This is a genomic window from Viscerimonas tarda (assembly GCF_054601255.1).
On the sequence record NZ_BAAHWV010000036.1, the window covers coordinates 1 to 26,276 of the forward strand.

A 26,276-nucleotide genomic window follows, 5' to 3' on the forward strand; every position below is an offset into this window, starting at 1 on the left:
GTTGCCCTCGCTGGGCAACTGTTAATTCCAGTTTCTTTATCTTTCCCATTCCTAATTGTATATACCATACTAGAACGGAAAGACAAACTAAATATTTTATACAAACTAATTATGAACACTTACTTAAAAATCAAAAAATATGAATTGTTTCAATAAACAAAGAAAAAGGCTCTGCGGGTTTGTTACCATTGGGTTGTGTGTTGCGGCATTGAGCGCACAGGCTCAGGTAACGCTGTCGGGGATTGTAAAAAGCGAATCCGACAAAACAGCCGTTCCGTTTGCCAACGTAATAGTCAAGACCGAAAAGGACAGTCTTTTTGTGCTCGGAACAATTACAAACGAAGAAGGGCGTTTCTCGCTTGCCGGTATCAAATCGGGGAATTATACGCTGGAAGTATCATGTATGGGATACCTCGCACACCGGGTTCCGGTATATCTCGGCAACCTCTCCAACTATTTGGACTTGAATACTATTGAGCTGAAAGAAAATCAACACCTGCTGTCTGAAATCGTGGTTACGGCACGGCAATCGGAGGTAAGCGGAAAATTGGACAAGAAAGCCTACTCCCTCGAAAACAACGTCAGCCAAAGCGGAGGGTCTGTTTTGCAAGCCATGCAGAATCTTCCGGGCATTACCGTTCAGGACGGAAAAATCGAATTGCGCGGCAATGATAAAATAACAATTCTGATGGACGGAAAACAAACCGCCATTACCGGGTTCGGCGACCAGAAAGGATTGGACAATATTCCCGCATCGGCAATCGACCGTATTGAAATCATTAATAATCCTTCATCCAAATACGACTCCAACGGCAGCGCCGGAATCATCAACATTATCTACAAGAAAACCGACCGCGAAGGCTTTAACGGGAAAGCGGGCATATCCACCGGAATGGGCGCTTTGTGGGAGCGAAAGAAAAATCTGCCCGATATTCGCCCACAATACGCCGGAACGCCCAAAGTCAATCCCTCTCTGTCGGTCAATTATCGGAAAGAAAAGGTCAATCTCTTTTTTCAGGGCGATTATTTATATACCGAAACGCTGAATAAGAATGAATATATTACACGTACCTATTCGGACGGAAACATTGTGCGCAGCCAGCTCCAGCGAAACCGCGACACGCATTTTACTACCCTGAAAACGGGTGTTGACTGGGATATTGACCCAAACAACGTTCTTGCCGTATCGGGATTATACGGCAGTGAGAAACTGCTTGACTACGGCGACCAGCCTTTTTTTAACAGCGACCTTACGCAACGCCGTCGTTTGTGGAAATTTATCGAAGACGAATTGAAAACGACCGTCATGGCTACTGCCGCCTACCGGCATAAATTCAAGGAAGCGGGACATTTGCTGAATGTGGGCTTCAACTACACTTTCCACCGTGAAGATGAAAAATATTTTTTCGACAATATACTGACCGTTGCCAAAGGGTATGACTGGTATAAACTCATTTCGGACGAGCAGGTAATGGATTTCAATGTTGATTACATAAAACCGCTGAAAAACGGACGGTTGGAAACGGGCGTCAAATTCCGCAAAAGAGATATACCCACCGATATGCAGTTCCATGCCGACAAAGACACAACCGCCTTTGATGTTGCCGCCGGAGGAAAAGCCACTTACAAGGAACTTATCCCTTCCCTGTATGGAAATTACGTATATGAAAGTCAACACTGGGAAGCAGAACTCGGTTTGCGTGTCGAATATGTGAATCTGAAATACGAAGTAAACCCGAATCATCCGACCTACAAAAGCGACGGCTACAATTATATCGAACCTTTCCCGACTGTTCGTTTGGCATACAAGTTCAATGAACGGAATAAAATCAGCTTTTTTTATAATCGGAGAGTTGACCGCCCGAACGAAGTGGATATCCGTATTTTCCCCAAATATGACGATGCGGAAATCGTCAAGGTAGGCAATCCGGCTTTGCACCCGCAATTTACTCATTCCGCCGAACTTGGATTTAAGACCTCCTGGAACACCGGCAACTGGTATGGAGCGCTCTACCACAAAATCACGGACGGAACGATTACCCGCATTTCGACCGCCGTTTCCGGCAATGATTTAATATACGCCATATTTCAGAACGCAGGGAGAAGTTACAACAGCGGATTTGAAGCGATACTGACACAGGATTTTTCAAAATTCTACACCGCCAATCTGAACGGTAATATCTACTACAACCGGATTAACGCCTTCACGGTGGAAAACAAGTATCCGATTCAGCATACTTTTTCAGCCGACCGGCAAAATATGTATTCCGGCAACGTAAAGTTGAATAATCTGTTTCGTCCGGGCGCTCAATTTGAAATGCAGGTATCAGCCGTCTGGCTGGCTCCCGACATCATCCCTCAAGGAAAAATTAAATCGCGGTTTTCTTTAGATTTGGGCTTGAAGAAAACCATTCAGAAAGACAAGGGAGAGTTGATTTTAAGCGCTACGGACTTGTTGAATACGATGGTTATCCGCAAAGAGATTCAAGGAGATACATTTAGTTATACACTCCACGATTATTATGAAACACAAGTGGTGCGAATAGGGTATAACTATAAATTCTAATCTACAATCATTATGAATCCAAAAAATATCATCATTTGTATATTATTATTTTATCCGTTCTTCGGAAACGTTGCCTCGTTGCAGGCGCAAACTACCAACACTTACCGGATTAGTTCGGATTCCATACCGCGAATCATCCATCAAAAATTTGCTCTCAAAGGGAAAGAGATATGGGGAATTGCCATTCCTGTTGCAATGATTACTTATGGAGTAGTATCTATAGAAAGCGATGCACTTAAAAACTTGGATTATAGCACAAGGAATGAATTGATTGAAGATAATGTAATGTGGCACAACGGTTTGGATAATTACTTGCAATATACATTCAATCAAACCTTACAGGTTAATGATTTGGTAACGCAATTCAAAGGACGTTTTTGTCGTCATTCAGGTCAGAAATGTCCGCAAATGACTTAAGTTCAAAATTACTATATTTTCTTGAATCACAAAATCCATTAAGCGTAATTTTTTAGGATTGTGCTTTCCACTCATTGTGTTCTCTTCTTAAAAATCGCGTATTCGCCGACAACAGAACGATTGTATGAGGGCTGTTTGATTTTTTTTTTTGCTATTTTTCTTAAACAGAAACTCCGGTTATTAGATTTAAAAATTATCTTTGTATTTAAAAAATAAGTTAAAAAAGATTGAATAAATATGAAGAAAATACTATTGTTGTTTGCTGTACTTTTTCTTGGCGCTATCCCTTCAATAGCTCAGGATGAAATAGACTTGACTAAGATAGAGCAACTTCTGATAGACAATCAAAAGAAAATAGAATCGGCGATGGTGGTAATGGATGCCGTACAGAAAACGGGTAATTACGTTCAATCCTTGTCCGATTTATTTACGAAGGAAGAATTGACTCTGCCGGTCGGAATTAAAAAAGGCGACTACGAGTTGATTATACAAGAAATAGAATACGATAACAAGATACACAAACAAAAAATTTATGCTACCTGCGCTTTCCGGTTAAAGGAAAGTGGACAAATCGTTGCTTTTGAAGGTAATGCGGTATTAACCGGAATCAAAGGGCTTGAAACCAAGGGTGCATTAACTCTCATCGCCCCCGTTCAGCGAAAAATAGGCAAACAATCCAGCTTAATTATCCGAGAAGGAACTAGCGTAGAATTTGATTGTGAAGGAATCAAGTCCTTTGATGCCCGAATGCTGTGGATGGTAACTTCCGATAAAATCATACCTGTCAATCCGCAAGGTCAACCGACCGGAAGGCCTTTATCCGTGGCTTTCGATGCTCAATTCAAAAGCTTCGACGACTATTTGGTGTCGCTCAATATCAATCAATTATTTACTTTCAAAGGTTTAGATGATGTGATTTTTACCTTGAAAGGAGCCATTTTAGACCAAAGTGATACGGAAACCTCTCCCATGACTCGTTTTCCCGAAAACTATTTTAGCCCGGCATCCGAAGAAATTCGTCGGCTGTGGAAAGGAATGGCTGTAACGGAAGCATCCGTTGGGTTGCCCGGCGTATTCAAAAGACCGGATGTGAGCGATGAACGAATTATTCTGGCAATGCAGCAGGTATTGTTTGATGAAAACGGTTTTTCGGGCAATCTGTTGGCCAAAGATATTATCCCTGGCGAAAATATCAATCCCGAACAATGGGATATTTCGCTTTCCGATATAGCCATCGGTTTTTTACGAGGCAATTTGGTTTCTTTTGGGTTTGGTGGAAAACTCAATATCCCACCCTTGGGCAAAAATTCGCTGCTACCTTATATCGCTTCGTTTAATCCTCAAGAGGAAAGATACGAAGTAAAAGCAGGCATTGCCGGAAAATATGATTTTCCGGTTTTGTGCAGCACGCTGACTTTAAACGGACTTTCCACCATTGACATTGCATTTAAGAATCAGGGTGTTTATCCAACTATCAACGCATCGGGGAAATTGACGGTCAATGCTCCCTTGGGAAAAGACAGTATTAAAACATTTTCCGTTCCTGATATTGACTTTGAGAACCTGATTATCAGCAGGGAAAGTCCTTATTTGGAAATTGGATATATTGGTGTAACCGGCAATCTGCGTACCCCCAAATTGGGCGGATTTGAATTGTCCATTTCCGACATCAAATCCTTTAAAAATGACAGAGGCAGCGGATTGACATTTAGTACCGGCGTGGCGGTGGGCGATATGTTCAGCGGAATCACAAGCATCCAATTGTATGGCGATTATCAAAATTGGAAGTTCAAAGAAGTATTTGTGGACAGGGTAAATGTCGCCTATTATTCCAGCGCATTCAGTATCGCGGGCGGCGTTTGGTTTAAAAATAGCGATCTTGTTTATGGCAACGGTTTTCGAGGTGATGTTCGATTGTCGGTGCTGAATAAATTCGATTTTGATGCCATAGGTGTATTTGGGGAAAAGGACAATAACAAATATTTCCTGACGGATGCGTTTTTTGAATTAGCGCCTCCGGCAGGTATTCTGGTTCCTCCTGTACTGAATTTCTACGGTTTTGGCGGCGGTCTGTACCGGCACATGCAACAATCCTCCAAAAACCCGGCTTCCCTTACCGAAACCGCCGATTTGGATTTTGGCAAATCGCTATCGGGTATCAGCTATCTGCCTGATGAGAATGTAGGAATGGGATTTATGGCAAATACCAAGTTTGCAATGGTAGCCTCATCGTCTTTGTTCAATGCCAAAGTTGGACTGGAGATGCAGTTCAATAAATCCGGCGGGCTCAACTTTGCACAGTTTCGAGGCGATGCGAGTTTTATGGACAATGTCAGTAAATGGGGAAAACTATCGGACAATATGGATGTTTCCCAAACAGGGAAAGTAACGAAAGCCGATATAAGAGACAAACTACCGGAAAATAAAAATAGTGGATTCCTTACCGCCTCTTTATTGATAGAATACGACAATATCAACAAAATATTCTCGGCAGATATGGGTACTTATCTCGATGCCGGAATCATCCGTGGAATTGGGCCGAATAATAAGTTGGGCATGGCATCGGCCTATTTTTCGCCCGATAGTTGGCATGCTTATTTGGGTACACCTTCCGACCGTTTAGGCATCGAAGCATTGGGCTTGGCTAAATTGAGCGGTTATTTTATGTTGGGCGACGGGATTCCCGAATTACCCAGGCCGCCGGAAAGAGTATTACGGAATTTAAGCGCCGATAAACAAGCAAGCTTAACCCGCAATGATAACGGCAAACTTACTTCAGGCAAAGGTATTGCTTTTGGCGCAGCATTTGAGACGCAATTTGATGCTTCTTTGGCCATGTTTTATGCCCATTTGGGAGTTGGACTAGGCGCTGAATTTATGCTTACCGATTTGAACGGTATCACCTGTGCCAATTATTCCGGTACACCGGGCATCAACGGTTGGTATGCACAAGCACAGGCCTGGGCGTATGTAGAAGCAGCTATAGGTATTCGTGCCAGAGTCTTTGGGCGACGTCGAAATTTCAGTATTTTGGATTTATCGGTGGGTACACTATTAAAAGGAGCCGGTCCCAATCCAATCTATTTTGCCGGAGCTGTTGGTGGAAAATTTCGGGTTATGGGAGGCTTAATCAAAGGAAATTGCAATTTTGATTTTGAAATAGGCGAAAAATGTATCATCAAAAGCGATTCACCTTTTGATGAAGAAGTGATTGCTCAATTAATGCCTGCCAAAGGAGCGAGCGATGTGAATGTTTTTGCTGCCCCGCAAGTGATATTTAATATGCCCATTGAGGAAAATATAACCATCAACGAAGAGGGCAGCAAAGGAATCTACAAAGTAACGTTGGAAGAATGTGTGGCGAAATATAAGGATACAGGCATCGCTATTACCGGACACAGTAAATTCAGCAGCGATAACACCGTTTATGTGTTGACGCCAAACGAACCGCTGGAAAGCCGGAAAGACGTGGAAATGATAGCCAAAGTCAGCTTCCAAAAACTGATTAACAACCAGTGGGTGTATGTGAAAGGCGACGATGGCAAACCGGTATTTGAAAGCAAAACTACCGCTTTTCATACCGGCGACCGGCCAAAAGAAATTTTGCCGGAACATGTGAAATACAGCTACCCGATGGATAAGCAATACAACTTTTACAGTCAGGAACACAATAGAGGCTATATTTTAGTTACTCAAAACTATAGCTATTTATTCTCCACCGAAAAACCGGAGGGTTTTGACCAGAAAATCCGCATCGGCGACGGTAACGGAAAACCGGTTGAGAAGCCGTTTACTTATACAACAAGCAATACAGGAAACGACATTCGGATGGAGATTGATTTTGGATTGGATCAAATTGCATGGGATAAAAATAAAATCTACACCCTGTCAATCCTCAATATTCCACAAGCCGCTAATGCCGATATAAAAAGCAATATCACAACGGTTGAAACGGCTGTTGCAGACAATCCCGACATTACCGTCAGCCGGCAACAAGCTACCGAAACGCTCACTCAACTCAGCGAAAAAACGATTTATAGCTTGCATTTCCGCAGCAGCCAATACGATAAATTTACCGATAAAATTCAAGCATTTAATAAAAAGGAAGAAGGTTGGCGGGATTACGTAGAGCCTTTTGTGCACCACATTAAAACGAATTTGAAGCAGGCGGAATTTTTTGATGCCTACGAAATTTTGGGCGTTCGCGATACCTTACCGTTGATACGCTTTGAGGCAGAAGTCAATAGTACGAATTGGTACACGCAAACATTTTACAGGAACATGTATCAATCGCAAAATCAAATTACAGTTCCGGCAAGCAAAGTAGAAATAGTTACTCAACATCCCGAGAAATTAGTAAGCGATGATGAGATACAGAGCGGCATTGTCTCGGGGTTCGGAGCCGATCAAGGTATTTTCCGTTACGCTTTGCCGTATTGGTGTTCGCGTGATTTCTTTGCCGTAAAAAAAGAGATTGCTCAACGGGCGCTTCGGGGACAAGCCACCCAACAAGAGATTGATTTGATGAATACGGATTTCCCACCGGTGGTTCATCAAGGAAACTATCCGGTAAAAGTCAGCTATGTGCTGCCGGGAAAAGATGAGATTACATCAACAACGGCAATGATAATGTACAATCCGGTAACGCCGTAAAAATAAACGATGATGAAAAATAATATAGGAAAAATAATAGTTTGTTTGTTGCTGGCTGCTTGTTGGGTGAAGGGGTATGGACAGCAGGTTAGTGAGGAAAATAGGTTTCTCGTATCAGTTAAATTTTCTTATCCTGGCAATTATTATTTGAAACCCATTCTGGAAGTAAAGACAGCAAACAATAACACTTTGGTTTATCCACTTGAACAGACTCAATCATCTTATTCTTATAATAATCTTTATGAAGTACCAAAATCTTTCCGCATTTTCGCTCGTGATGGGGAGTGTGGATCTACCAGTATTAATTATATTAAAGCAAACGACGATTATGAATTTGACTTAATATGTAGTCCTTATTCCGATGATGGGGAGTGTGTGTTGTCATTTTTTGGCCCTATTATACTAAAAGATGTGAATTTCACTAACTCGGCAACTGATTATGCTTGTTCTAATTCTTCCGACATAAAATTAGATCTTGAAAATCATTCTTTTTGGGGTGGTGCATCATATAACATTCAATGTAAAAATGAAAACGCTACATGGGTAAATGTGGCTTCTTCTTCCGATGAAATACCGTATATGATTTTATCGTATGCTGATTTTTTAAACAAACCTGGATTAGACCCTCACAAAAAAATGTATTTTCGCACCAGAGCGCCATTATTGGATGGTCAATACTCAACTTCTACATCAACTAAAGGTTTGTATTTTTTACCCCAATTTGAATTTCCTGCCGGTAAAACCGTCATTGTAGAACCACCGACTTGCACCGGAGACAATACCGTTATTAAAATTCCAACTAAAGACAATATTAATTACACTCTTACCGTTAGCGGGGTTAATGAATGGAGTAATGGTAGTAACCCGAACGTACTGGATTGTCAGAAACAAATAATTAGTGGAACTACCTACTATTGTGTTCCTACTAATTTGGAGCCGGGCAATTATAGCTTGACCATTGAGTATAAGCTGGGTGGAGGAACACCTTGCCCTACGTCTGCCAATTTTACTATTCCCTCAATCCCTGCTTTTGAATTGAAAAGTCCAATTTACCCCCAAGCAGTCAGCGGTTATAAAGTGCCCGAAAATGGCGGTACGGGACAAGTATCATTTTCTGTATTGAATAGTAGAGACCAAACTGTAACCTTGAATGCTGGAACATATAGCGCTCAAGGCGTTTTGGATTCATCTACCGAAGTGAGCGGTATTACTTACTATAGTGGAACGGTTACTATTGATTTGCCTGCCGGAGAATATACGAATGTTTCGGTGGATAATGCTTCGGGCTGCCATGCTTATTATTCTACGATAACGCTCAATCAACCAGCCCCCATAAGTTTTACAGCTACACCCATCGCACCAAAATGTAACACAACCAATTTGGTAAATGGCGCTACCGATAATACCACAGGAGGGATTACCTTGTCGGATATTGTGGGCGGTATTAGTAAGTATACCTACAAAGTGGATGGCAATATTGTTGAAACCACCACCCCATCCGGTTTATCGACAGGCGAGCATACAATTACAATTTCCGATGCTTACGGCAATACTTCTTCGCAGAATATCACAATTAATCAGCCTCCGGCAATTATTGTTACGCCTTCCGGCCTGGTAGCCCCATCTTCGGGATGCATTCCGGATGGACAAGTTACCTTATCCGTATCCAATGGCTTGGCTCCTTACAAGTACGGCAAAAAACCAACCGATATTGATTTTGGTAATTCCAATACCTTAACCGGTTTTTATAGTGGTGATACAACTGTTTATGTAAAAGACGATTGCGGTTGTGTGGTTTATAAACAAGTAACAATACCTCCCGCGCCGCTATCTGTTGATACTATTTCTTCGCAAGTTATTTCGCCTACTTGTCCGGGAGGAGATGATGGCGTAGTTATTTTTACGCTCAAAAACATAACAGGCGCTTTATCTGTTCCCGGGAAACCCACGTTAAGTAGCCAGGTTGAAATAACAGGGAATGTTGTTCGTATTTCAGGATTGGAAAAGGGAGAACAGTATTGCATGATTTACGATACCAACAATGGCGTTTCGTGTGAATTACCGCTTAACTTTGTTATTCCCGATAAAGCTCCGATTGAAATTACTGCCAATAGCATCCCTGTCGGCAACAAAGGCAGCGCAACCGGAGTTATTAACGGCAGTGTATCCGGTGGAAACAGTGGTAATTATACTGTGTCGCTTTATGAGAAAGATATAAATGCATCCCTGCAATCGCAAACAACAGCATCAACTTATTCATTTACAGGATTAGTGGGTAGTTCTGCCGGAAAAATATATACCGTTAAAGTAGTCGATGCACAAGGATGTGAAACGACCACCGATGTGCAGGTTTTTGAACCCAACGCAGTTTTACAACTATCCGCGACCTTGACCCGTCCGGTTTCCTGCTACAACGAAAGCGATGCACAGGTAACCATAGAGGCTGTTGACGGTTGGGGCGGTTATGAATACAGTCAAGACAATTTCTCTTGGGGAGCCAATACAATTTTTGATAATTTGCCCGCAGGCGATTATACATTTTATGTAAAGGATGCGAACAACGGCGCTCATTCGGTTGCTATCACCATCAATCAGCCGCTGCCACTGACTATTACCTTGGATAGTATAGCCTCTGTGCTTTGTTACGGGGCGGAAACCGGATTGTTGCGTTATCGCGTTTCGGGCGGAACCTATCCTTACGCACTCACCTCATTAATCGGCACGGTTACATACGATATTACCGCAAACGATACGCTCATTACCATCCGCAATTTGTCTGCCAATAATTATACATTTACGGTAAATGACAGTAGAAATTGTTCAGCAACAAGTACACAAGCAACGATTGCTCAACCAACGCAATTGCAACTAACGGTTTCAGATACCGTTCACACAAGTTGTGAGTTGCCCAACGGCATTCTTAAAGCGCAAGCATCGGGCGGAGTTGCTCCCTATAAGTATGATTTATCTGTTGCAGGCTTGGGAAATCCCATTTTGCAAACGCAAACCTTGGATGCAGGAAATACAGTTATTTTCAACGACCTGCCGGCAGCAACCTATCGCATTACGGTTACCGATGCCAACAATTGTTCTACTTCAAGCGAATTGTTGATTATTAAGCCCTACACCAATCCGTTTGTCAGCGGTGTTACGCTGCGCGATGTGGCTTGTTTTGGCGAAAATAACGGACAAATAACCGTTACAGCCTCCACAACAAGCGCCCATTCCGTACAAACTTATACGTTACACAATAACGCCGGATACAACGAAAGCAACACTACCGGCGTATTTGAAAATCTGTTTGCCGGAAGTTACCAGATAGATGTATTTGATACAAACGGATGCCGATCCAAACTTCCTTATCCTGTTAGCATTAAGGAACCGCAAGTATTGGTCGTTACTGTTGATACAATTGTTGCCGTTGCTGCCAAAGGAACGAATGAAGGGCAAATCGTGTTCAAAATAACCGGAGGCAATGAAGGCAGTAAAACGGTTCAATTATTAAATTCGAGGAATGCTGTTGTTGGTAGTTTATCAGGCATCAACAATCGCTCGTTGAGTTTTTCGGTTGGTGCGGGTAGCTATCAAATTGCTGTTACCGATGCTAAAGGATGCAGGTTTACAACCGGTGTTTTGCAGGTTTCGGAGCCGGAAACAGCTTTACAGTTAATCGTGAAAAACGTAGAAGATGCCTTGTGTAAATCGCAGACGGGAAGCATTACAGTTGCTGCTACCGGTGGCTGGGGCGGTTATCGCTACAAGCGAGGCATCGAACAGCAATTTTCTGCCATCCGGCAATACAACAACCTCTATCCGGGCAGTTATGTAATTACAGTTACCGATAGTCGAGGAGCAACACACAGCGAAACGATTACCGTCAACGAACCGCAAGACAGTCTGAAAGCGGAAGTCATTGCCAAGCAATTACCGACTTGCGGAAACAGCGGCAGTTTATCCATACGTTTGTCGGGGGGAACAGCGCCTTACAAATTATTCAACCCGGATAAAACCGATTCTATCGCAGCGAATCAAGCGCTAACGGTGGAATGGCCGAATTTGGAAACAGGCAATCAACTGTTTTATTTGATAGATGCCAACGGCTGTCGCTTTGATTTGGAGACCATTTTGCCGGATACTGCTCTGTTAAGTATTAAGGATATGCATGTTACATATCCCAATCTATCCGGAGCAAGCAATGCTTCTATTCAAGCCGAAGTTCAGGGTGGCGTATTGCCCTATACTTATCTTTGGAAGAAAAATTTTACGACAGATATTACTGACAACACAGCATTGCTTGGCAACCTCACTTCAGGCTATTACAGCCTGAAAGTTACCGATGCAGCAGGTTGCTCCGCAGAACAGCAACTGTATTTGAACGACCCCGGCGATGGGCAATTAATCCTTGTGGAAACCGGACACGAAACTTCGCTGAACGCAGCAAATGGAACGGCTGTTTTGACGGCTGAAAATTCGGAAACATTTGTTCAATACGAATTAATATCCCCACAACAAACGCTTAAAACTTATTTGGCAACCGCTTCCGATAATCAATTTGTGGTTCGTAACGATACTGTTTTCCTGTCCAATCTCGAAAGCGGCAACTGGTTTTTGAGTGGAGTGGATGCAGCAGGCAAACGTAGCGTTGCCGAATGGACGATTCAAGCTTATCCGGCATTTATATTTACGGCAACTCGTGTCAATCATGTTACACAACCCGGAGGAACTAACGGTACGGTGCAAGTAGAAGTGCAAGGCGGAGGCGGTAACAACCGGTTTATCTGGACTGACACCGCTACCGGACAAATATTGGCTTCAACAGACGATGAACGAAACAGTTGGTTGACAGATTTGCCCGCAGGTATTTACAAACTGCAAGCGCTAGATTGTTACGGCAATTCAATAACGCAAAATATAGAAGTTCTAGAACCGGAAGAGGCTTTGACGCTCAGTATTGGCGAACAACAAAATCAAACTTGTAAAGACAATCAGGATGCTTATGTAATACTTTCAGCTAAAGGCGGTTGGGGCGATTACCAATTCAGGCATCAGACACAAAGCTATTTCAATAACGATAGCATTTATTCCCAATTGACCACCGGTGAACATTTATTTTATTTGGTGGATAAAAGAGGAACGATAGACAGCCTCAAAGTAACCGTTAGCGAGCCCGAATATGTGCAGGCGGTGGTTGCCCGTGTGGATAGCGTAACGTGTAAAGGCACCGTTGATGGGAAAGTGCAATTTACGATTACCGGCGGAACGGCTCCCTACTTCTTTATGGATACCGAAGTAAATACTTGGAAGCAAGGCAATGAGGCCGCCGGATTGATTGCCGGATCGCATACTTTCCTCTTTAAGGACAGCAACGATTGTCAGGCACAAAGGACGGTTACCGTAAATGTTCCTGAGCCGGATTCCTTATTGTTTGAAACCATAAAAGTAACACATACCACTTGTAATGAGGATAATGGGAAAATAGCGGTGCAACTCAAGGGCGGAACTCGTCCGTACAACTATCGTTGGGTAAATGCCGACGGTCAAACAATCGGCGCCGATTCCATTATCGAAAATCTGTTGCAAAACGGTGTATATCGCTTGTATGTGGAAGATGCCAAAGGATGTACACAGTATTTGGAACAACAAATTCAGCCTTCTACCATTCCAAGCATTCTGAAAGTGGAAACAACGAATGTGTTGTGTTATGGAGAAAGTAACGGAACGGCTCGTGTAAGCCTGGTGGAACCGGCAACACCCTTTGCACCATACACGCTTATCTGGTCGAATGGCGATACCGGCGATTTATCTAACCATTTCGCTGCCGGACAACATTCGGTAACGATATTGGATGAAAACGGCTGTTCTTCGATTTACTATTTCGATATTTACGAACCGGATTCGTTACGCTTACGGTTTACGGATGTGAAAGAGCCGCATTGTTTTGGTTACAGCGACGGATATATTCGTACCGAAAGCTTGGGCGGAGCGGGCAATTATAGCTATTTGTGGTCAACGGGCGCCACTATTGCCCATATCGACAGTGTGCCTAAGGGAGATTATTGGGTGCGGGTAACCGATGGCAATGGCTGCACTTACGAAAAACACATCACACTCAACGAGCCGGAATATCAAATCGTGGATTTAGGGGAAGATATTTGGATGTGTCCGGGCAATACTGTCGTCATAGATGGCCACAATTATTCGGCTTACCGCTGGTTTACGGAAGAAAAAGAAATTATATCAGACGAACGCTATTTGCGGGTGAGCGAAGAAGGTCATTATTTTTTGGAAGCAACCAATAGCGAGGGTTGCCCGGTATGGGGCGATATTTCGGTTTTCATTGGCAACAATGCTCTGATTGCCGATTTGCTTTTGCCTTCGGAAGCGTTTGTGGGCGATACCTTGATAGTTCTTGAAATTTCCAACATGGCCTTGGATAGCTTGACATGGAAATATGACCACTCCGTTTTTGAACGCTTGGAATTGCCGGAAGAATACCGCGATTTGCCATACGCTCTTGCCCTGAATTGCTTAAAAACAGGGATTTACAATATCGAACTGCTGGCCTACTCGGGCGGGTGTATTTCGCCTGCCGTCAAACAAGTAGAAATTATGATAGGCGAAGGACGCGACCCGGATGACAATTGGGGTTCGGTTGAGGCTTTATTGAAAATGGTGAATCAATTCCCCAACCCTTCGAAGGGCATTTTTACGGTTGATATTGAACTGCGGGATGAAGCGGATGTCAATTTAACGCTGTTTGAAGTAACATCGGGCATTTGTGTCGATCGGCGAATGGTAACCGGTGCGAAAGAATACAAGCTTGACTATGATTTGCCACAATTGAATACCGGAGTGTATGTGCTGATAGTAACGGCAGGAAACGAACGTCGGCAAATTAAAATGATTATTGAGTAGGTTATGAGTTACAATAGAATACATGGTTTTCTTGCAATATTGCTGCTGTTTGTTACAAGCAGCCCGACGGTGTTTGCTCAATCACAATACCCTGTCTATGTTCAGCCGCAGCTGACGCCGCCTTATTCCTTAACCTTGTCCGATTACAGCAGTATCGGTTCGCAACGTTTGGTGGTCAACATCAAAGTGAACGATGTGAGCGTGATGAATTTACCTGTCCGCCTGCACATTAAGATGGAAACCATGACGGGCGTGAGCATCGAAACGATGCCTAATATCGCTACTGTCCCCATCTTTTTGAGTGGGGGCGAAATGCGGATGCTGTATGGCGAAGACCTGAAAGATTATTTTAATATCGACAACTTGCAATTTAAGGGGTACAGCAAAAACCAGTACCGCAACACCGGACAATTGCCCGAAGGCTTTTATCGCTTTGTGGTGGAAGTCCGGCACCATACCACCGGACGGCTGATTTCCAATCAGGGAATGGCGACTGCCTGGTTTGCACTCGGGAAACCGCCTGTTTTGAAAATGCCGGTAGAAAAAGCCGAACTGGGCGCTATTATGGGTATGCCTGTTACTTTTTCGTGGATACCGAATAATGTTGGCATACAATCGGCAGGCATTCAGTATAATTTTGAATTGTGGGAAATGCGCATTCCCGGCATCGATCCGTATGTGATTGCCCAATCGATGCCGGTGAAATACAGCGCTACGCAACTGGGCACAAATTTGGTGGTTTATCCCGAACAGTTGATGCTGGAGCCGGGGATGCAGTATGCCTGGCGGGTAACGGCTTTCGATCCGTTTGGCAATATCCCTTTCGACCAAAAGGGGCATAGCCAGATTCGCACGTTTACTTATCAGTGCCAGTGCGATGCCGTGCAAAACTTTGAGGCAAAGCGAGACGGGCAGGATATGTCTTTTTCGTGGACACCCGAACTCAATCATACCTCATTCAACGTCGAAGTAGAAAATCCGGAAAGCGGCTATCATACTGCTTATTCGATTAATGATGCACAGGTTAAGTTCCCTGATATAGATTTTGGGAAAACCTACCGTCTGCGGGTGCAGGCCATTTGCAACGGCAACCGGCAGAATCCGGCGCCATTTACCGAATGGAAAAGTCTGACGATACCGGAAAAGCCAAAGGTAGCGGATTATTGTCCGGAATGCGACTGCGGCGGCGAGATACAGCCTGTTCCGATTACCAGCAACACCTTGCGTAATGAGCTGAAAACAGGTGATTTACTCACCGACCCCTACGATGGTGGCAGCCGGTACACAATTAAATCGGTTATACCGCAGGGCGACGGCGCCTACAAAGGTCGGTTCCTTTTTTGGGCGGAAGTGTGGAACGTAAAAATCCTTTGCGACTATTGGAATTTAACGGTTAATACTGATAACCAGATACTTTCGATGAACTCCAAGAGTGTGTATAATCCGCAGTTTTTGTTGGATGTGGATGCTGCGAGAGAGTATGTGGATGGGTTGGCGGATGCTGTTTCGGAGCTGACAAAAAACACCGAAATCAAAGATACGGTAGTCATTGTCAATCCGATAGACGAAATTTACACCAACGAAGATGGAGATGTGGTGGTTGTAACAGAAGATGAAAACGGGAACAAACAAGAACAAATTATAGAAGATACCGACCGCACGTTAATTACCGACCCCGATGGCAACCGCTATGTAGCCGACAAAGACGGCAATGTAATGGGCGAAAAGGAATACCAGGAAACCGGCGGAAATTCGCGCTTGATAGACAATTATAACAAAGAAAAGGAAGCGAAAGCCGAACCAAGCATCCATTTCTCAAAATCAGAAAAACAGATTTTCGGTTTTGATGCCTACGATGATAGCAAAGTCTCTTTCTTGTCCGAGTACCCCGAATTGAAACCCGGTTACAGACCGCCATTCAAGAGTTTGCAAAGCTTCCAAGCAGACCAAGTGGAAACTGATGCCGGCAGCGGCATTGCTTTCCGGACAGCAATGGGCATCCCTGTTACCACAACCGAAAAATCACTAACCCTTCGCGGAACGTCCAACGGCGACGAGCAGGCCTTGTATGCTTATACGCTGAAAGACAGCGTAGAAACCGTGGTCGGCAAGCTGGAACTGCTGAGTTTCAACGAGCAAATCAAAACGGTTTATTTGGTTAGCGTCAATGGCGCAGTATTGCCTGATGCTTCGGAACTTGAGCAAGAATTAAACCGTATTTATGCACCGGCAGTTACGAAATGGAGCGTGAAGATTGCTGAAAAACCGGTGAACGTTTCATACGCCAATGAACATTTTACTCATGGCGGCAGTGGGATTCTAGCGGTCTATAATGCCGACCAGAAGAAAATAATCAAGGCGTTCGGGCAGGAAGAGAAAGATGCACTGTACTTGTTTTTTGTGAGAGATGTGCAAGGCAAGGAGGGCGTAAATGGCTATATGCCACAGCAATACCAAAACGGCTTTATCTACGACACCCGAGAAGCCGGAACAGTGGCGCATGAACTGGCGCACGGTGCATTCAACCTGGCACACACACTCGGCGCAGACGCCAACCTGATGTCCTACAGCGGCGGAACAGAACTATGGAAACAGCAATGGAAACTGGTGCAGAATCCAAAGAGCTTGTTTTTGAAGCTTTTGCAGGATGAAGAGGATGGGGAGATAGTATTAAATAAAGGCGAATATGTTGGCTTTTCTCCTGATGGACATGTGATTACAAAGAAAATTAATTTCAGAGCAAAAGTTACCAACCCTGCCTCTCGTTATATTTGGGCAATTATTGAAGATGATGGTACTAGATATGATTGGGTTGATGGAGATTACATCAATTCGGGGAAGCATTTATCCGACTGGACAAGCAACGAAAAAGTTACAGGAAAAGTGGCCGTATGGCGACATGGAGATTCCGATTGTTTCAGGCTTTATAAATATGTTCAGATAAAGGACTATTCTGCCGAAAAACTGGTCTCTTATCAAGATTCTATCGACAGTAGCGATGGAAACTGGGCAATAGACTTCAATGTAATTGGTTTTACCGAAGAACAGAATAATGAATGTATAGAATTAGCCGAGTACGCCATTGAAAAATTGAAGGGAAGTATTTGTGATAAAAATTTCATCATAAATAATTCGGGTTCTATCGCCCTCTATGTCAATAGCTATCCCAAATGTGTTGCCGAGCTTAGTTTGGATGATAAGAAATTAATGCTATATGCATTAATTGAAGATGAGAAAGCTAATGTTGGTGGCGATTATGATATAGACAATGCTATTTGCCGGATTTTGCTGTTAACTTCTACAATTGAAGAAAAAGTTGAATTATACGACTACCTGAAAACAGAAAAGAATGGCGGTAGGACTTTGTTAGAAACCATCGTTGACGATATGGCAGACGATGCATTGGTAGCTTTCAGCAAATGGCTGACACAATGTATATATGATAAACAACTTAGCAGGCTCGAAATTCTAAATAAAGATGCGAATTTACCGTCATTTATACACCGGAAACTCGGCGCCAATAACGATTGGTTTGAATGGAAATTGGAACGAACCGATGGAAAGATAAAAATTACAGGTTCTCATAAAACAAAGGAGAGATATAACTCGTTAACAACAAAGGTATTAGACCCCATCACTTTGGATGCGGATGCCATGCTTGTATTGCATTTCGATTCGCCATTGACCTATGGCTTGGAAACAGTGCAGAAAAGTGGTAGCGCTATCGTTATTCCTGCACTGTCCTTCTGGAGTATTTTGGAAGAAAAGTACGAACGGGATTTAAGACTTGGACTGAAAGTCGGTGCGATGATAATCACGTTGCCTGCGGCGGCTGAAGGCGGTTGGGCTGGAGCATTTGTGCTAATTGATGAGTTGGCTTTAGGCAGTACTATATTGATAGACGATACCGGTTGGCGCGAAGCGATAAAGAGCGATGAGGGGAAACTATTGTTGCAGGCTTATGATGTGCTTATTACGGCGTATTTCACTGGTCGGGCATTGGAGGCTGTTGGTGCATTTAACGGATTGAAAGCAAGTTATAGTAATTGGCAGAAAGTAACTGTTGAAGCAAAGGAGGCGGAAGCGATTACGGCGCGGATGAGCAGAATTGCGAAAATAGAGGACGATGCGGATGCTTTGGTAGTGAGGCTGATTGAAACAGGTGATGCGGGGGCATTCGCTAAATTATTCCCATTTAAGGTTGGTGATGAGATTGCAGGAATAAAGATTGAGAGGATTAAATTAGGAAGCAATAAAAAGATATTTGTGATAGGTACAGATATGAAAAATCGAATAGAACCCTTTGCTAAAGTATTGGAAAAGCAAGGATATAAAGTTGAATTGTTTAATGAAACTTATCAAAAAATGCCATTCATTATTGAAGGGAAAAGTTACACGTGGAAAGAGATAGAAAAAGATTGGCAGGTTATGTTGGAACGTGAGTATCCCAATCAAGTATGGATACCTTATAATGCCCCTAATGCTCTCAAAAATACACAAGGTACTTTGATGTATAAAGCCAATCAACAATTTATTCAAAAAGCATCAAATGAGGGAACTATTATTGATATTGGCAAAACTTACGATAGCCATTTTTATGATATGGAAGGATTAAATGTATTTGACAAATAGAAAAAATATGGAAAAACTAGAGTTGTATAAATATGTAGAGAGTTGCATTAAAGAGAAATTCAATTTTTTAGATGGATATGGATATGGAATTTACTCAGATTACAATGACACAGATAGATATTCTGATTATGGGGACTTAAGAATAACCTATGAGAATAAAAATATTGATAGAGTTTTTTCAATAAGATATATATACATGTATAAAGAAAAAACGCTTGATAGTTTTTCTTTTTATGTAGAAAATATATCTACAACTAATGGCATATTTTTTATTAATGATTATATGTTATTCATTCAAAAACAAAAAATAAAATACCTGTGGTTAAATAGTTTTGAAGGAACTTTTGAAGATAAATTAGACCAATTGTTAGATTACATTGTTGAGATATTGCAAGCCTATTTAGTACCTGTCTTAAAAGGAGAAGAATGGGTAGATGTGCCTACAAATTGGTATGGAGCAAAATAAAAAAGAAGAATAGCATAAAACTTGCATAAGCGAATAAAAAAATGAGAAAATTCATAAACATAGTATTTTTAGTTGCAAGCGTTTGTTTTTCTATTCAAGCGCAAGGGAATACTGTGTTTGTGCAGCATCTTAAAGCCGAACCGACCATCCATTTCTCAAAATCCGAAAAACAGATTTTCGGTTTTGATGCCTACGAAATTCTAAATAAAGATGCGAATTTACCGTCATTTATACACCGGAAACTCGGCGCCAATAACGATTGGTTTGAATGGAAATTGGAACGAACCGATGGAAAGATAAAAATTACAGGTTCTCATAAAACAAAGGAGAGATATAACTCGTTAACGACAAAGGTATTAGACCCCATCATTTTGGATGCGGATGCCATGCTTGTATTGCATTTCGATTCGCCATTGACCTATGGCTTGGAAACAGTGCAGAAAAGTGGTAGCGCTATCGTTATTCCTGCACTGTCCTTCTGGAGTATTTTGGAAGAAAAGTACGAACGGGATTTACGACTTGGACTGAAAGTCGGTGCGATGATAATCACGTTGCCTGCGGCGGCTGAAGGCGGTTGGGCTGGAGCATTTGTGCTAATTGATGAGTTGGCTTTAGGCAGTACTATATTGATAGACGATACCGGTTGGCGCGAAGCGATAAAGAGCGATGAGGGGAAACTATTGTTGCAGGCTTATGATGTGCTTATTACGGCGTATTTCACTGGTCGGGCATTGGAGGCTGTTGGTGCATTTAACGGATTGAAAGCAAGTTATAGTAATTGGCAGAAAGTAACTGTTGAAGCAAAGGAGGCGGAAGCGATTACGGCGCGGATGAGCAGAATTGCTAAAATAGAGGACGATGCGGATGGTTGGGTAGTGAGGCTGATTGAAACAGGTGATGCGGGGGCTGATGGTTTGGCTAGTACTGTTTCTGTTGGACGAAAACTTTCTTACCGTCCATCATGGAAACCTGATTTAGTGATTGAGGCCAATCCGAATAAAACGACTACGATTATTGGAAAATGGAATGAAGGAGATTTGGGACTTGGTACAAATAGAATCATCAAAGAACTTGAATCGGAGGGAAACACACATTTTAACGTGTATTCTAAAAAGGGGAAACCCTCTAATAATGGTGGATTCAATTTGTTAAATGAGAATTTGGATAACATATATTCTCAGAAAAAAGCATTAGGATGGACTCTGAAAGAAATAGACGATTTCGTTTGGAGGGAATACAACGAAATATGGTTCAAAGAGGTATTAGAACGTGGCGACGACATATACTTAATATCTAATCCTATTAATCAAGAGGGCTTTTATTCGAGAGAACTTGAATATTTGAAAGTAAACGCTTCAAAATATGGCTATAATTTTAATGATGGATTGACCACAGGGAAATTAATGAAAGGAGGAGGTGTAAAATGAGACCGTATCATTGTGAGTGGCTACCTTCTTTCTGTAAAGAGGTATTTGCAAAAGAAATAAGAGAATATAACTTAAAGGTACATAATGAATCTCCAACAAGCATAGCTTTTGAAAATGAATATATTTATTGGGGAATGCATATCGATGATTTTTGTTATATGAGAAGTGGCTTTTATTTTGATAAAGAAGACACCCTAAAAAGGTTAGATGTAACTCAATTGTTAGAGTATAATTTAGAAGCGAAAGATTTATTTTTCAATGGAATAAATAAAATATTTGTGAAAAGATTTAATCAATATGAATCGTTAGATGAAATAATAAAATCACAGATTCTATTATTTCATGAAATAATAGAATCATACTTTCTATCTTTTTTTGAAGGTGAAATTCCTGATTATTGGGAGCAAGCAATAAAATTACCACGATATGATTATTTTAAGTTGCTTGGAAATGAATTTGGAAATGAATAGCAAATACAATGAACCTTGGATTAGAGAAGCATTAGCAAGAGGTGATGATATTTATTTAATATCCAATCCAATAAATCAAGACGGCTTTTATAAGTTAGAGTTAGATTATATCAAAAATCACATCAAAAATAACCCGACATGCGGATATAGCTTTGAAGAGGGATTAACTACAGGTAAATTAATACAGAAAGGAGGCAACAAATGACAAGAGGATTTATTTGGTTACCATCATTCAGTAAAGAAGTATTTTCAGACATAATCAATGAATATCAGTTAAAGTTATTCGATGAGTCTGAAAGTAATATAGCTTTTGAAAATGAATATATTTATTGGGGAATGCAAAAAAAGATGGAAAAGAATTTTTCTTTTCACATGACCCAAGACTAGAAAAAAGTAGTTTTTTAAAAGATGAGTATAATTTACTCATTGAATTAGGTGGCAACAAAGATTTAATAAAAGTAGAAGATAATTTATGGAAAATGACGCGGTAAGAAGATTATTTGAAAACAATTATGGAATGGCTCCAATCGAAGCAATGAATTTTATTGAAACCTTTTTTGCAAATGAATTGATTGGTTTTAGATTACAAAATAAATATCATGACAAAAGTGGCTATTGGGGATTCTGTTATTGTGATGGATTGGGTATAGAGTTTTCTATTAGCAGTGGAAGGGGATATTTAGACTATTCATTAACAATAAATAAAGAGAAAATAGATCTAATACAATATGATGCATGGTTAAATTATATTTCTGCTTCAAGTGAGAAAAATATCAAATATGTATTGAATATGTTCAAACGATATTTATTTGAGATAAAATAAATTATATGATTAAGAATTTCTTTTTTGCTAATACAGATAATGATTTATTGCAAGTTCACATAGGATTCAATAAACTTATATATCCGATTTCTGAAATTTATTCAGATGGATCGTATAAAAATGAATATTTGAAAGAAATCCGAATATCTCATTGATTTAGGTGCTAAAGATTTTGAAAAAATAGGAGATTTATGGAAAGCGATATGGTAAATGTACATGAAATAATAAAGGATTTTTTCAAAGAAAAATTACCTTATTTTTCTTTGATTACAGAACATTCATACTTTCGTTATTGGAATGTTACCTATGTACATGGATGCTTGAAAATAAGAATTAATGAAGAAATAGGTATAATGATAGATGTATTCATTAACGACACAAAGTATCCATTGTGGCAATATGATAGAAGTGTTATTGATAAATCAGATAGAACAGAAAACGATGTACTATATCAATTAAACATATTAAAACGGTTTATTGATGAGGTTGGATATTGATTCAGAGGTTACAGATTTTAAAAAAATAAATGAAACATGGATTGAAAACCTGGTAAAAGAGGGGTATAATATTTACGATATTGGCAATTTGCATTCATTGGCAGGTGAAGGCTTGACATCCAATTGGCGTAGTGTTTTTTATGAAATGGAGAAAAGTGTCGTATTTCCTTAAAAAATAAACATATAGAAGAAATGGGAAAAGAAGAATTAATATTTAAGTATTTTGATTTTTTATTAATCAGTTTTTGTTACAAGAGGGATGTCTTGATAAAATATATGAAAACAGGGATAATAGTCGTTGTTTACGAAAATATTCAATTTAAAAAGAAAATTGAGATATCCATATCAGAAAATGGTCATAATTATCTAATAATTCGATATTTTATCAATGGTAAATGGGCTGATTATGATAATAAACTTTATTGTATAGATATGAATGTTTTGTCTCAACTAAAATATAACAGTTATGAAACAAATGACAATTTCTATTCATTTGATAATACAGTCCATTATTTTGAAAAATCTTGCAAACTATTGTTGGATTATAAATCATTCTTGTCTTCTGATGCATGGATAGATACTACAAAGTATGTGGAAATAATGGATAATTACTGGATGAAAAGATTTGGTTCTAAATATGATATTAACAGAATATCAATACAACAGGAATTTGAGAATGAACTAATTAGTTCATTCCCCAATATGCGAATTTTATATAATTCAGAGAAACAACCTCCTTATAATTATTTAGAAGGTTGGAATACTGCAAAATATGAAATTAATGGACATTTAATTGTATTTCATTTGCCGGATTGGAGAGATTATAATCAGTATGATGTAACAATTGACAATATAGGAGGCTATTTGATAAATACTCTTACTGATTATAAAAAGAAAATAAAAGAAATCGTAATGAATATTGAAAGAAGATGCTGTTTATAATATATCATTCCCCTTTTGCTACAAGTTTGTTATATCAAAAACAAATTATTTAGTCGTACTGATCAATAAAATAATGAGAAAATATATAAACATAGTATTTTTAGTTGCAAGCGTTTGCTTTTCTATTCAAGCGCAAGGGAATACTGTGTTTGTGCAGCATCTTAAAGCCGAACCGACCATCCATTTCTCAAAATCCGAAAAACAGATTTTCGGTTTTGATGCCTACGAAATTCTAAATAAAGATGCGAATTTACCGTCATTTATACACCGGAAACTCGGCGCCAATAACGATTGGTTTGAATGGAAATTGGAACGAACCGATGGAAAGATAAAAATTACAGGTTCTCATAAAACAAAGGAGAGATATAACTCGTTAACGACAAAGGTATTAGACCCCATCACTTTGGATGCGGATGCCATGCTTGTATTGCATTTCGATTCGCCATTGACCTATGGCTTGGAAACAGTGCAGAAAAGTGGTAGCGCTATCGTTATTCCTGCACTGTCCTTCTGGAGTATTTTGGAAGAAAAGTACGAACGGGATTTAAGACCTGGACTGAAAGTCGGTGCGATGATAATCACGTTGCCTGCGGCGGCCGAAGGCGGTTGGGCTGGAGCATTTGTGCTAATTGATGAGTTGGCTTTAGGCAGTACTATATTGATAGACGATACCGGTTGGCGCGAAGCGATAAAGAGCGATGAGGGGAAACTATTGTTGCAGGCTTATGATGTGCTTATTACGGCGTATTTCACTGGTCGGGCATTGGAGGCTGTTGGTGCATTTAACGGATTGAAAGCAAGTTATAGTAATTGGCAGAAAGTAACTGTTGAAGCAAAGGAGGCGGAAGCGATTACGGCGCGGATGAGCAGAATTGCTAAAATAGAGGACGATGCGGATGGTTGGGTAGTGAGGCTGATTGAACCCGGTGATGCGGGGGCTGATGGTTTGGCTAGTACTGTTTCTGTTGGACGAAAACTTTCTTACCGTCCATCATGGAAACCTGATTTAGTGATTGAGGCCAATCCGAATAAAACGACTACGATTATTGGAAAATGGAGTGAAGAAGATTTGGGACTTGGAACAAATAAAATCATCAAAGAACTTGAGTCGGAAGGAAATACACATTTTAATGTGTATTCTAAAAAAGGGAAACCCTCTAATAATGGTGGATTTAATTTGTTAAATGAGAATTTACCAAATATGTCCAATAACGAAATATGGACAAATTATAATGAACCATGGATTAGAGAAGCATTAACAAGAGGTGATGATATTTATTTAATATCCAATCCAATAAATCAAGACGGCTTTTATAAGTTAGAGTTAGATTATATCAAAAATCACATCAAAAATAACCCGACATGCGGATATAGCTTTGAAGAGGGATTAACTACAGGTAAATTAATACAGAAAGGAGGCAACAAATGACAAGAGGATTTATTTGGTTACCATCATTCAGTAAAGAAGTATTTTCAGACATAATCAATGAATATCAGTTAAAGTTATTCGATGAGTCTGAAAGTAATATAGCTTTTGAAAATGAATATATTTATTGGGGAATGCATATCGATGATTATTTTTTTGTTAGAAGCGGTTTCTATTTTGACAAAAAAGATACTCAAAAAAGGTTAGATATAACTCAATTATTGGAGTATGAATCAATAGAAATAAAAAAATATTATTATAGTAAGATGAAAGCAATACTTGCAGGAGAGTATTATATGCACCAAGAAGAAATAATAAAATCACAGATTCTATTATTTCATGAAATAATAGAATCATACTTTCTATCTTTTTTTGAAGGTGAAATTCCTGATTATTGGGAGCAAGCAATAAAATTACCACGATATGATTATTTTAAGTTGCTTGGAAATGAATTTGGAAATGAATAGCAAATACAATGAACCTTGGTTAAGAGAAGTATTAGCAAGAGGTGATGATATTTTGTTGAAAACAAGCGATTAAAAAGAATATTCAAAATTTGACTGATGGTTTAAAGGATGGTATAATATAAAGTGTGGAAAAACTTGAATATAACAAAATGGAGATACATATCTATATGCCCAAAGAAAATATAACCCCAGTTAGCGCGGATTTCCAAATCTGTACTAAGAAAGTACTGATCAATAAAAAATAATGAGAAAATTCATAAACATAGTATTTTTAGTTGCAAGCGTTTGCTTTTCTATTCAAATGCAAGGGAATACTGTGTTTGTACATCATCTTAACGCCGAACTCAATCATACCTCATTCAACGTCGAAGTAGAAAATCCGGAAAGCGGCTATCATACTGCTTATTCGATTAATGATGCACAGGTTAAGTTCCCTGATATAGATTTTGGGAAAACCTACCGGCTGCGGGTGCAGGCCATTTGCAACGGCAACCGGCAGAATCCGGCGCCATTTACCGAATGGAAAAGTCTGACGATACCGGAAAAGCCAAAGGTAGCGGATTATTGTCCGGAAT

General features: G+C 40.4%; 17 protein-coding genes. All 17 read left to right on the forward strand.

Annotated elements, in window-relative coordinates:
• Positions 1–139: 139 nt before the first annotated feature.
• Positions 140–2,566, forward strand: a complete 2,427-nt coding sequence (locus tag ACYPWY_RS12995) for a TonB-dependent receptor (protein WP_459685963.1) — start codon at positions 140–142, stop codon at positions 2,564–2,566.
• Positions 2,567–2,578: 12 nt separating this feature from the next.
• Positions 2,579–2,983 carry a hypothetical protein gene (locus ACYPWY_RS13000; RefSeq protein WP_459685964.1) on the forward strand — a complete coding sequence of 135 codons (405 nt, stop codon included), beginning with the start codon at positions 2,579–2,581 and terminating at the stop codon, positions 2,981–2,983.
• A gap of 237 nt (positions 2,984–3,220) precedes the next feature.
• Positions 3,221–7,636: a hypothetical protein gene (locus tag ACYPWY_RS13005; protein WP_459685965.1), complete on the forward strand. Its 4,416-nt coding sequence runs from the start codon at positions 3,221–3,223 to the stop codon at positions 7,634–7,636.
• 411 nt (positions 7,637–8,047) lie between these two features.
• Positions 8,048–14,551 (forward strand): T9SS type A sorting domain-containing protein, encoded by a 6,504-nt coding sequence (locus ACYPWY_RS13010; RefSeq protein ID WP_459685966.1) that lies wholly within the window; start codon positions 8,048–8,050, stop codon positions 14,549–14,551.
• Between the two features lie 3 nt (positions 14,552–14,554).
• Positions 14,555–19,183, forward strand: a complete 4,629-nt coding sequence (locus tag ACYPWY_RS13015) for a hypothetical protein (protein ID WP_459685967.1) — start codon at positions 14,555–14,557, stop codon at positions 19,181–19,183.
• Between the two features lie 7 nt (positions 19,184–19,190).
• Positions 19,191–19,649 carry a hypothetical protein gene (locus tag ACYPWY_RS13020; RefSeq protein ID WP_459685968.1) on the forward strand — a complete coding sequence of 153 codons (459 nt, stop codon included), beginning with the start codon at positions 19,191–19,193 and terminating at the stop codon, positions 19,647–19,649.
• Between the two features lie 41 nt (positions 19,650–19,690).
• The gene (locus ACYPWY_RS13025) at positions 19,691–21,076 is read left to right on the forward strand and encodes a hypothetical protein (RefSeq protein WP_459685969.1); all 1,386 of its coding nucleotides are present in this window, start codon (positions 19,691–19,693) and stop codon (positions 21,074–21,076) included.
• Positions 21,073–21,546: a hypothetical protein gene (locus tag ACYPWY_RS13030; protein WP_459685970.1), complete on the forward strand. Its 474-nt coding sequence runs from the start codon at positions 21,073–21,075 to the stop codon at positions 21,544–21,546. Before ACYPWY_RS13025 ends, ACYPWY_RS13030 begins: the two co-directional genes overlap by 4 nt.
• Positions 21,539–21,751, forward strand: coding sequence for a hypothetical protein (locus ACYPWY_RS13035; RefSeq protein ID WP_459685971.1), 213 nt, complete (start codon positions 21,539–21,541; stop codon positions 21,749–21,751). Before ACYPWY_RS13030 ends, ACYPWY_RS13035 begins: the two co-directional genes overlap by 8 nt.
• Positions 21,748–21,933: a hypothetical protein gene (locus ACYPWY_RS13040; RefSeq protein WP_459685972.1), complete on the forward strand. Its 186-nt coding sequence runs from the start codon at positions 21,748–21,750 to the stop codon at positions 21,931–21,933. The genes ACYPWY_RS13035 and ACYPWY_RS13040 overlap by 4 nt, the downstream gene beginning before the upstream one ends.
• A gap of 85 nt (positions 21,934–22,018) precedes the next feature.
• Positions 22,019–22,369 (forward strand): hypothetical protein, encoded by a 351-nt coding sequence (locus ACYPWY_RS13045; RefSeq protein WP_459685973.1) that lies wholly within the window; start codon positions 22,019–22,021, stop codon positions 22,367–22,369.
• A 191-nt stretch (positions 22,370–22,560) separates the two neighbouring features.
• Complete coding sequence (locus ACYPWY_RS13050) at positions 22,561–22,866, forward strand: hypothetical protein (protein WP_459685974.1); 306 nt, start codon at positions 22,561–22,563, stop codon at positions 22,864–22,866.
• Positions 22,850–23,038, forward strand: coding sequence for a hypothetical protein (locus ACYPWY_RS13055; RefSeq protein ID WP_459685975.1), 189 nt, complete (start codon positions 22,850–22,852; stop codon positions 23,036–23,038). Before ACYPWY_RS13050 ends, ACYPWY_RS13055 begins: the two co-directional genes overlap by 17 nt.
• 20 nt (positions 23,039–23,058) lie before the next feature.
• Positions 23,059–23,808 (forward strand): hypothetical protein, encoded by a 750-nt coding sequence (locus tag ACYPWY_RS13060; protein WP_459685976.1) that lies wholly within the window; start codon positions 23,059–23,061, stop codon positions 23,806–23,808.
• A 73-nt stretch (positions 23,809–23,881) separates the two neighbouring features.
• Positions 23,882–25,237: a hypothetical protein gene (locus tag ACYPWY_RS13065; protein ID WP_459685977.1), complete on the forward strand. Its 1,356-nt coding sequence runs from the start codon at positions 23,882–23,884 to the stop codon at positions 25,235–25,237.
• Positions 25,234–25,701 carry a hypothetical protein gene (locus ACYPWY_RS13070; RefSeq protein WP_459685978.1) on the forward strand — a complete coding sequence of 156 codons (468 nt, stop codon included), beginning with the start codon at positions 25,234–25,236 and terminating at the stop codon, positions 25,699–25,701. The genes ACYPWY_RS13065 and ACYPWY_RS13070 overlap by 4 nt, the downstream gene beginning before the upstream one ends.
• A gap of 244 nt (positions 25,702–25,945) precedes the next feature.
• Positions 25,946–26,276: hypothetical protein (locus ACYPWY_RS13075; protein WP_459685979.1), on the forward strand; the 331-nt coding region annotated here is incomplete at its 3' end.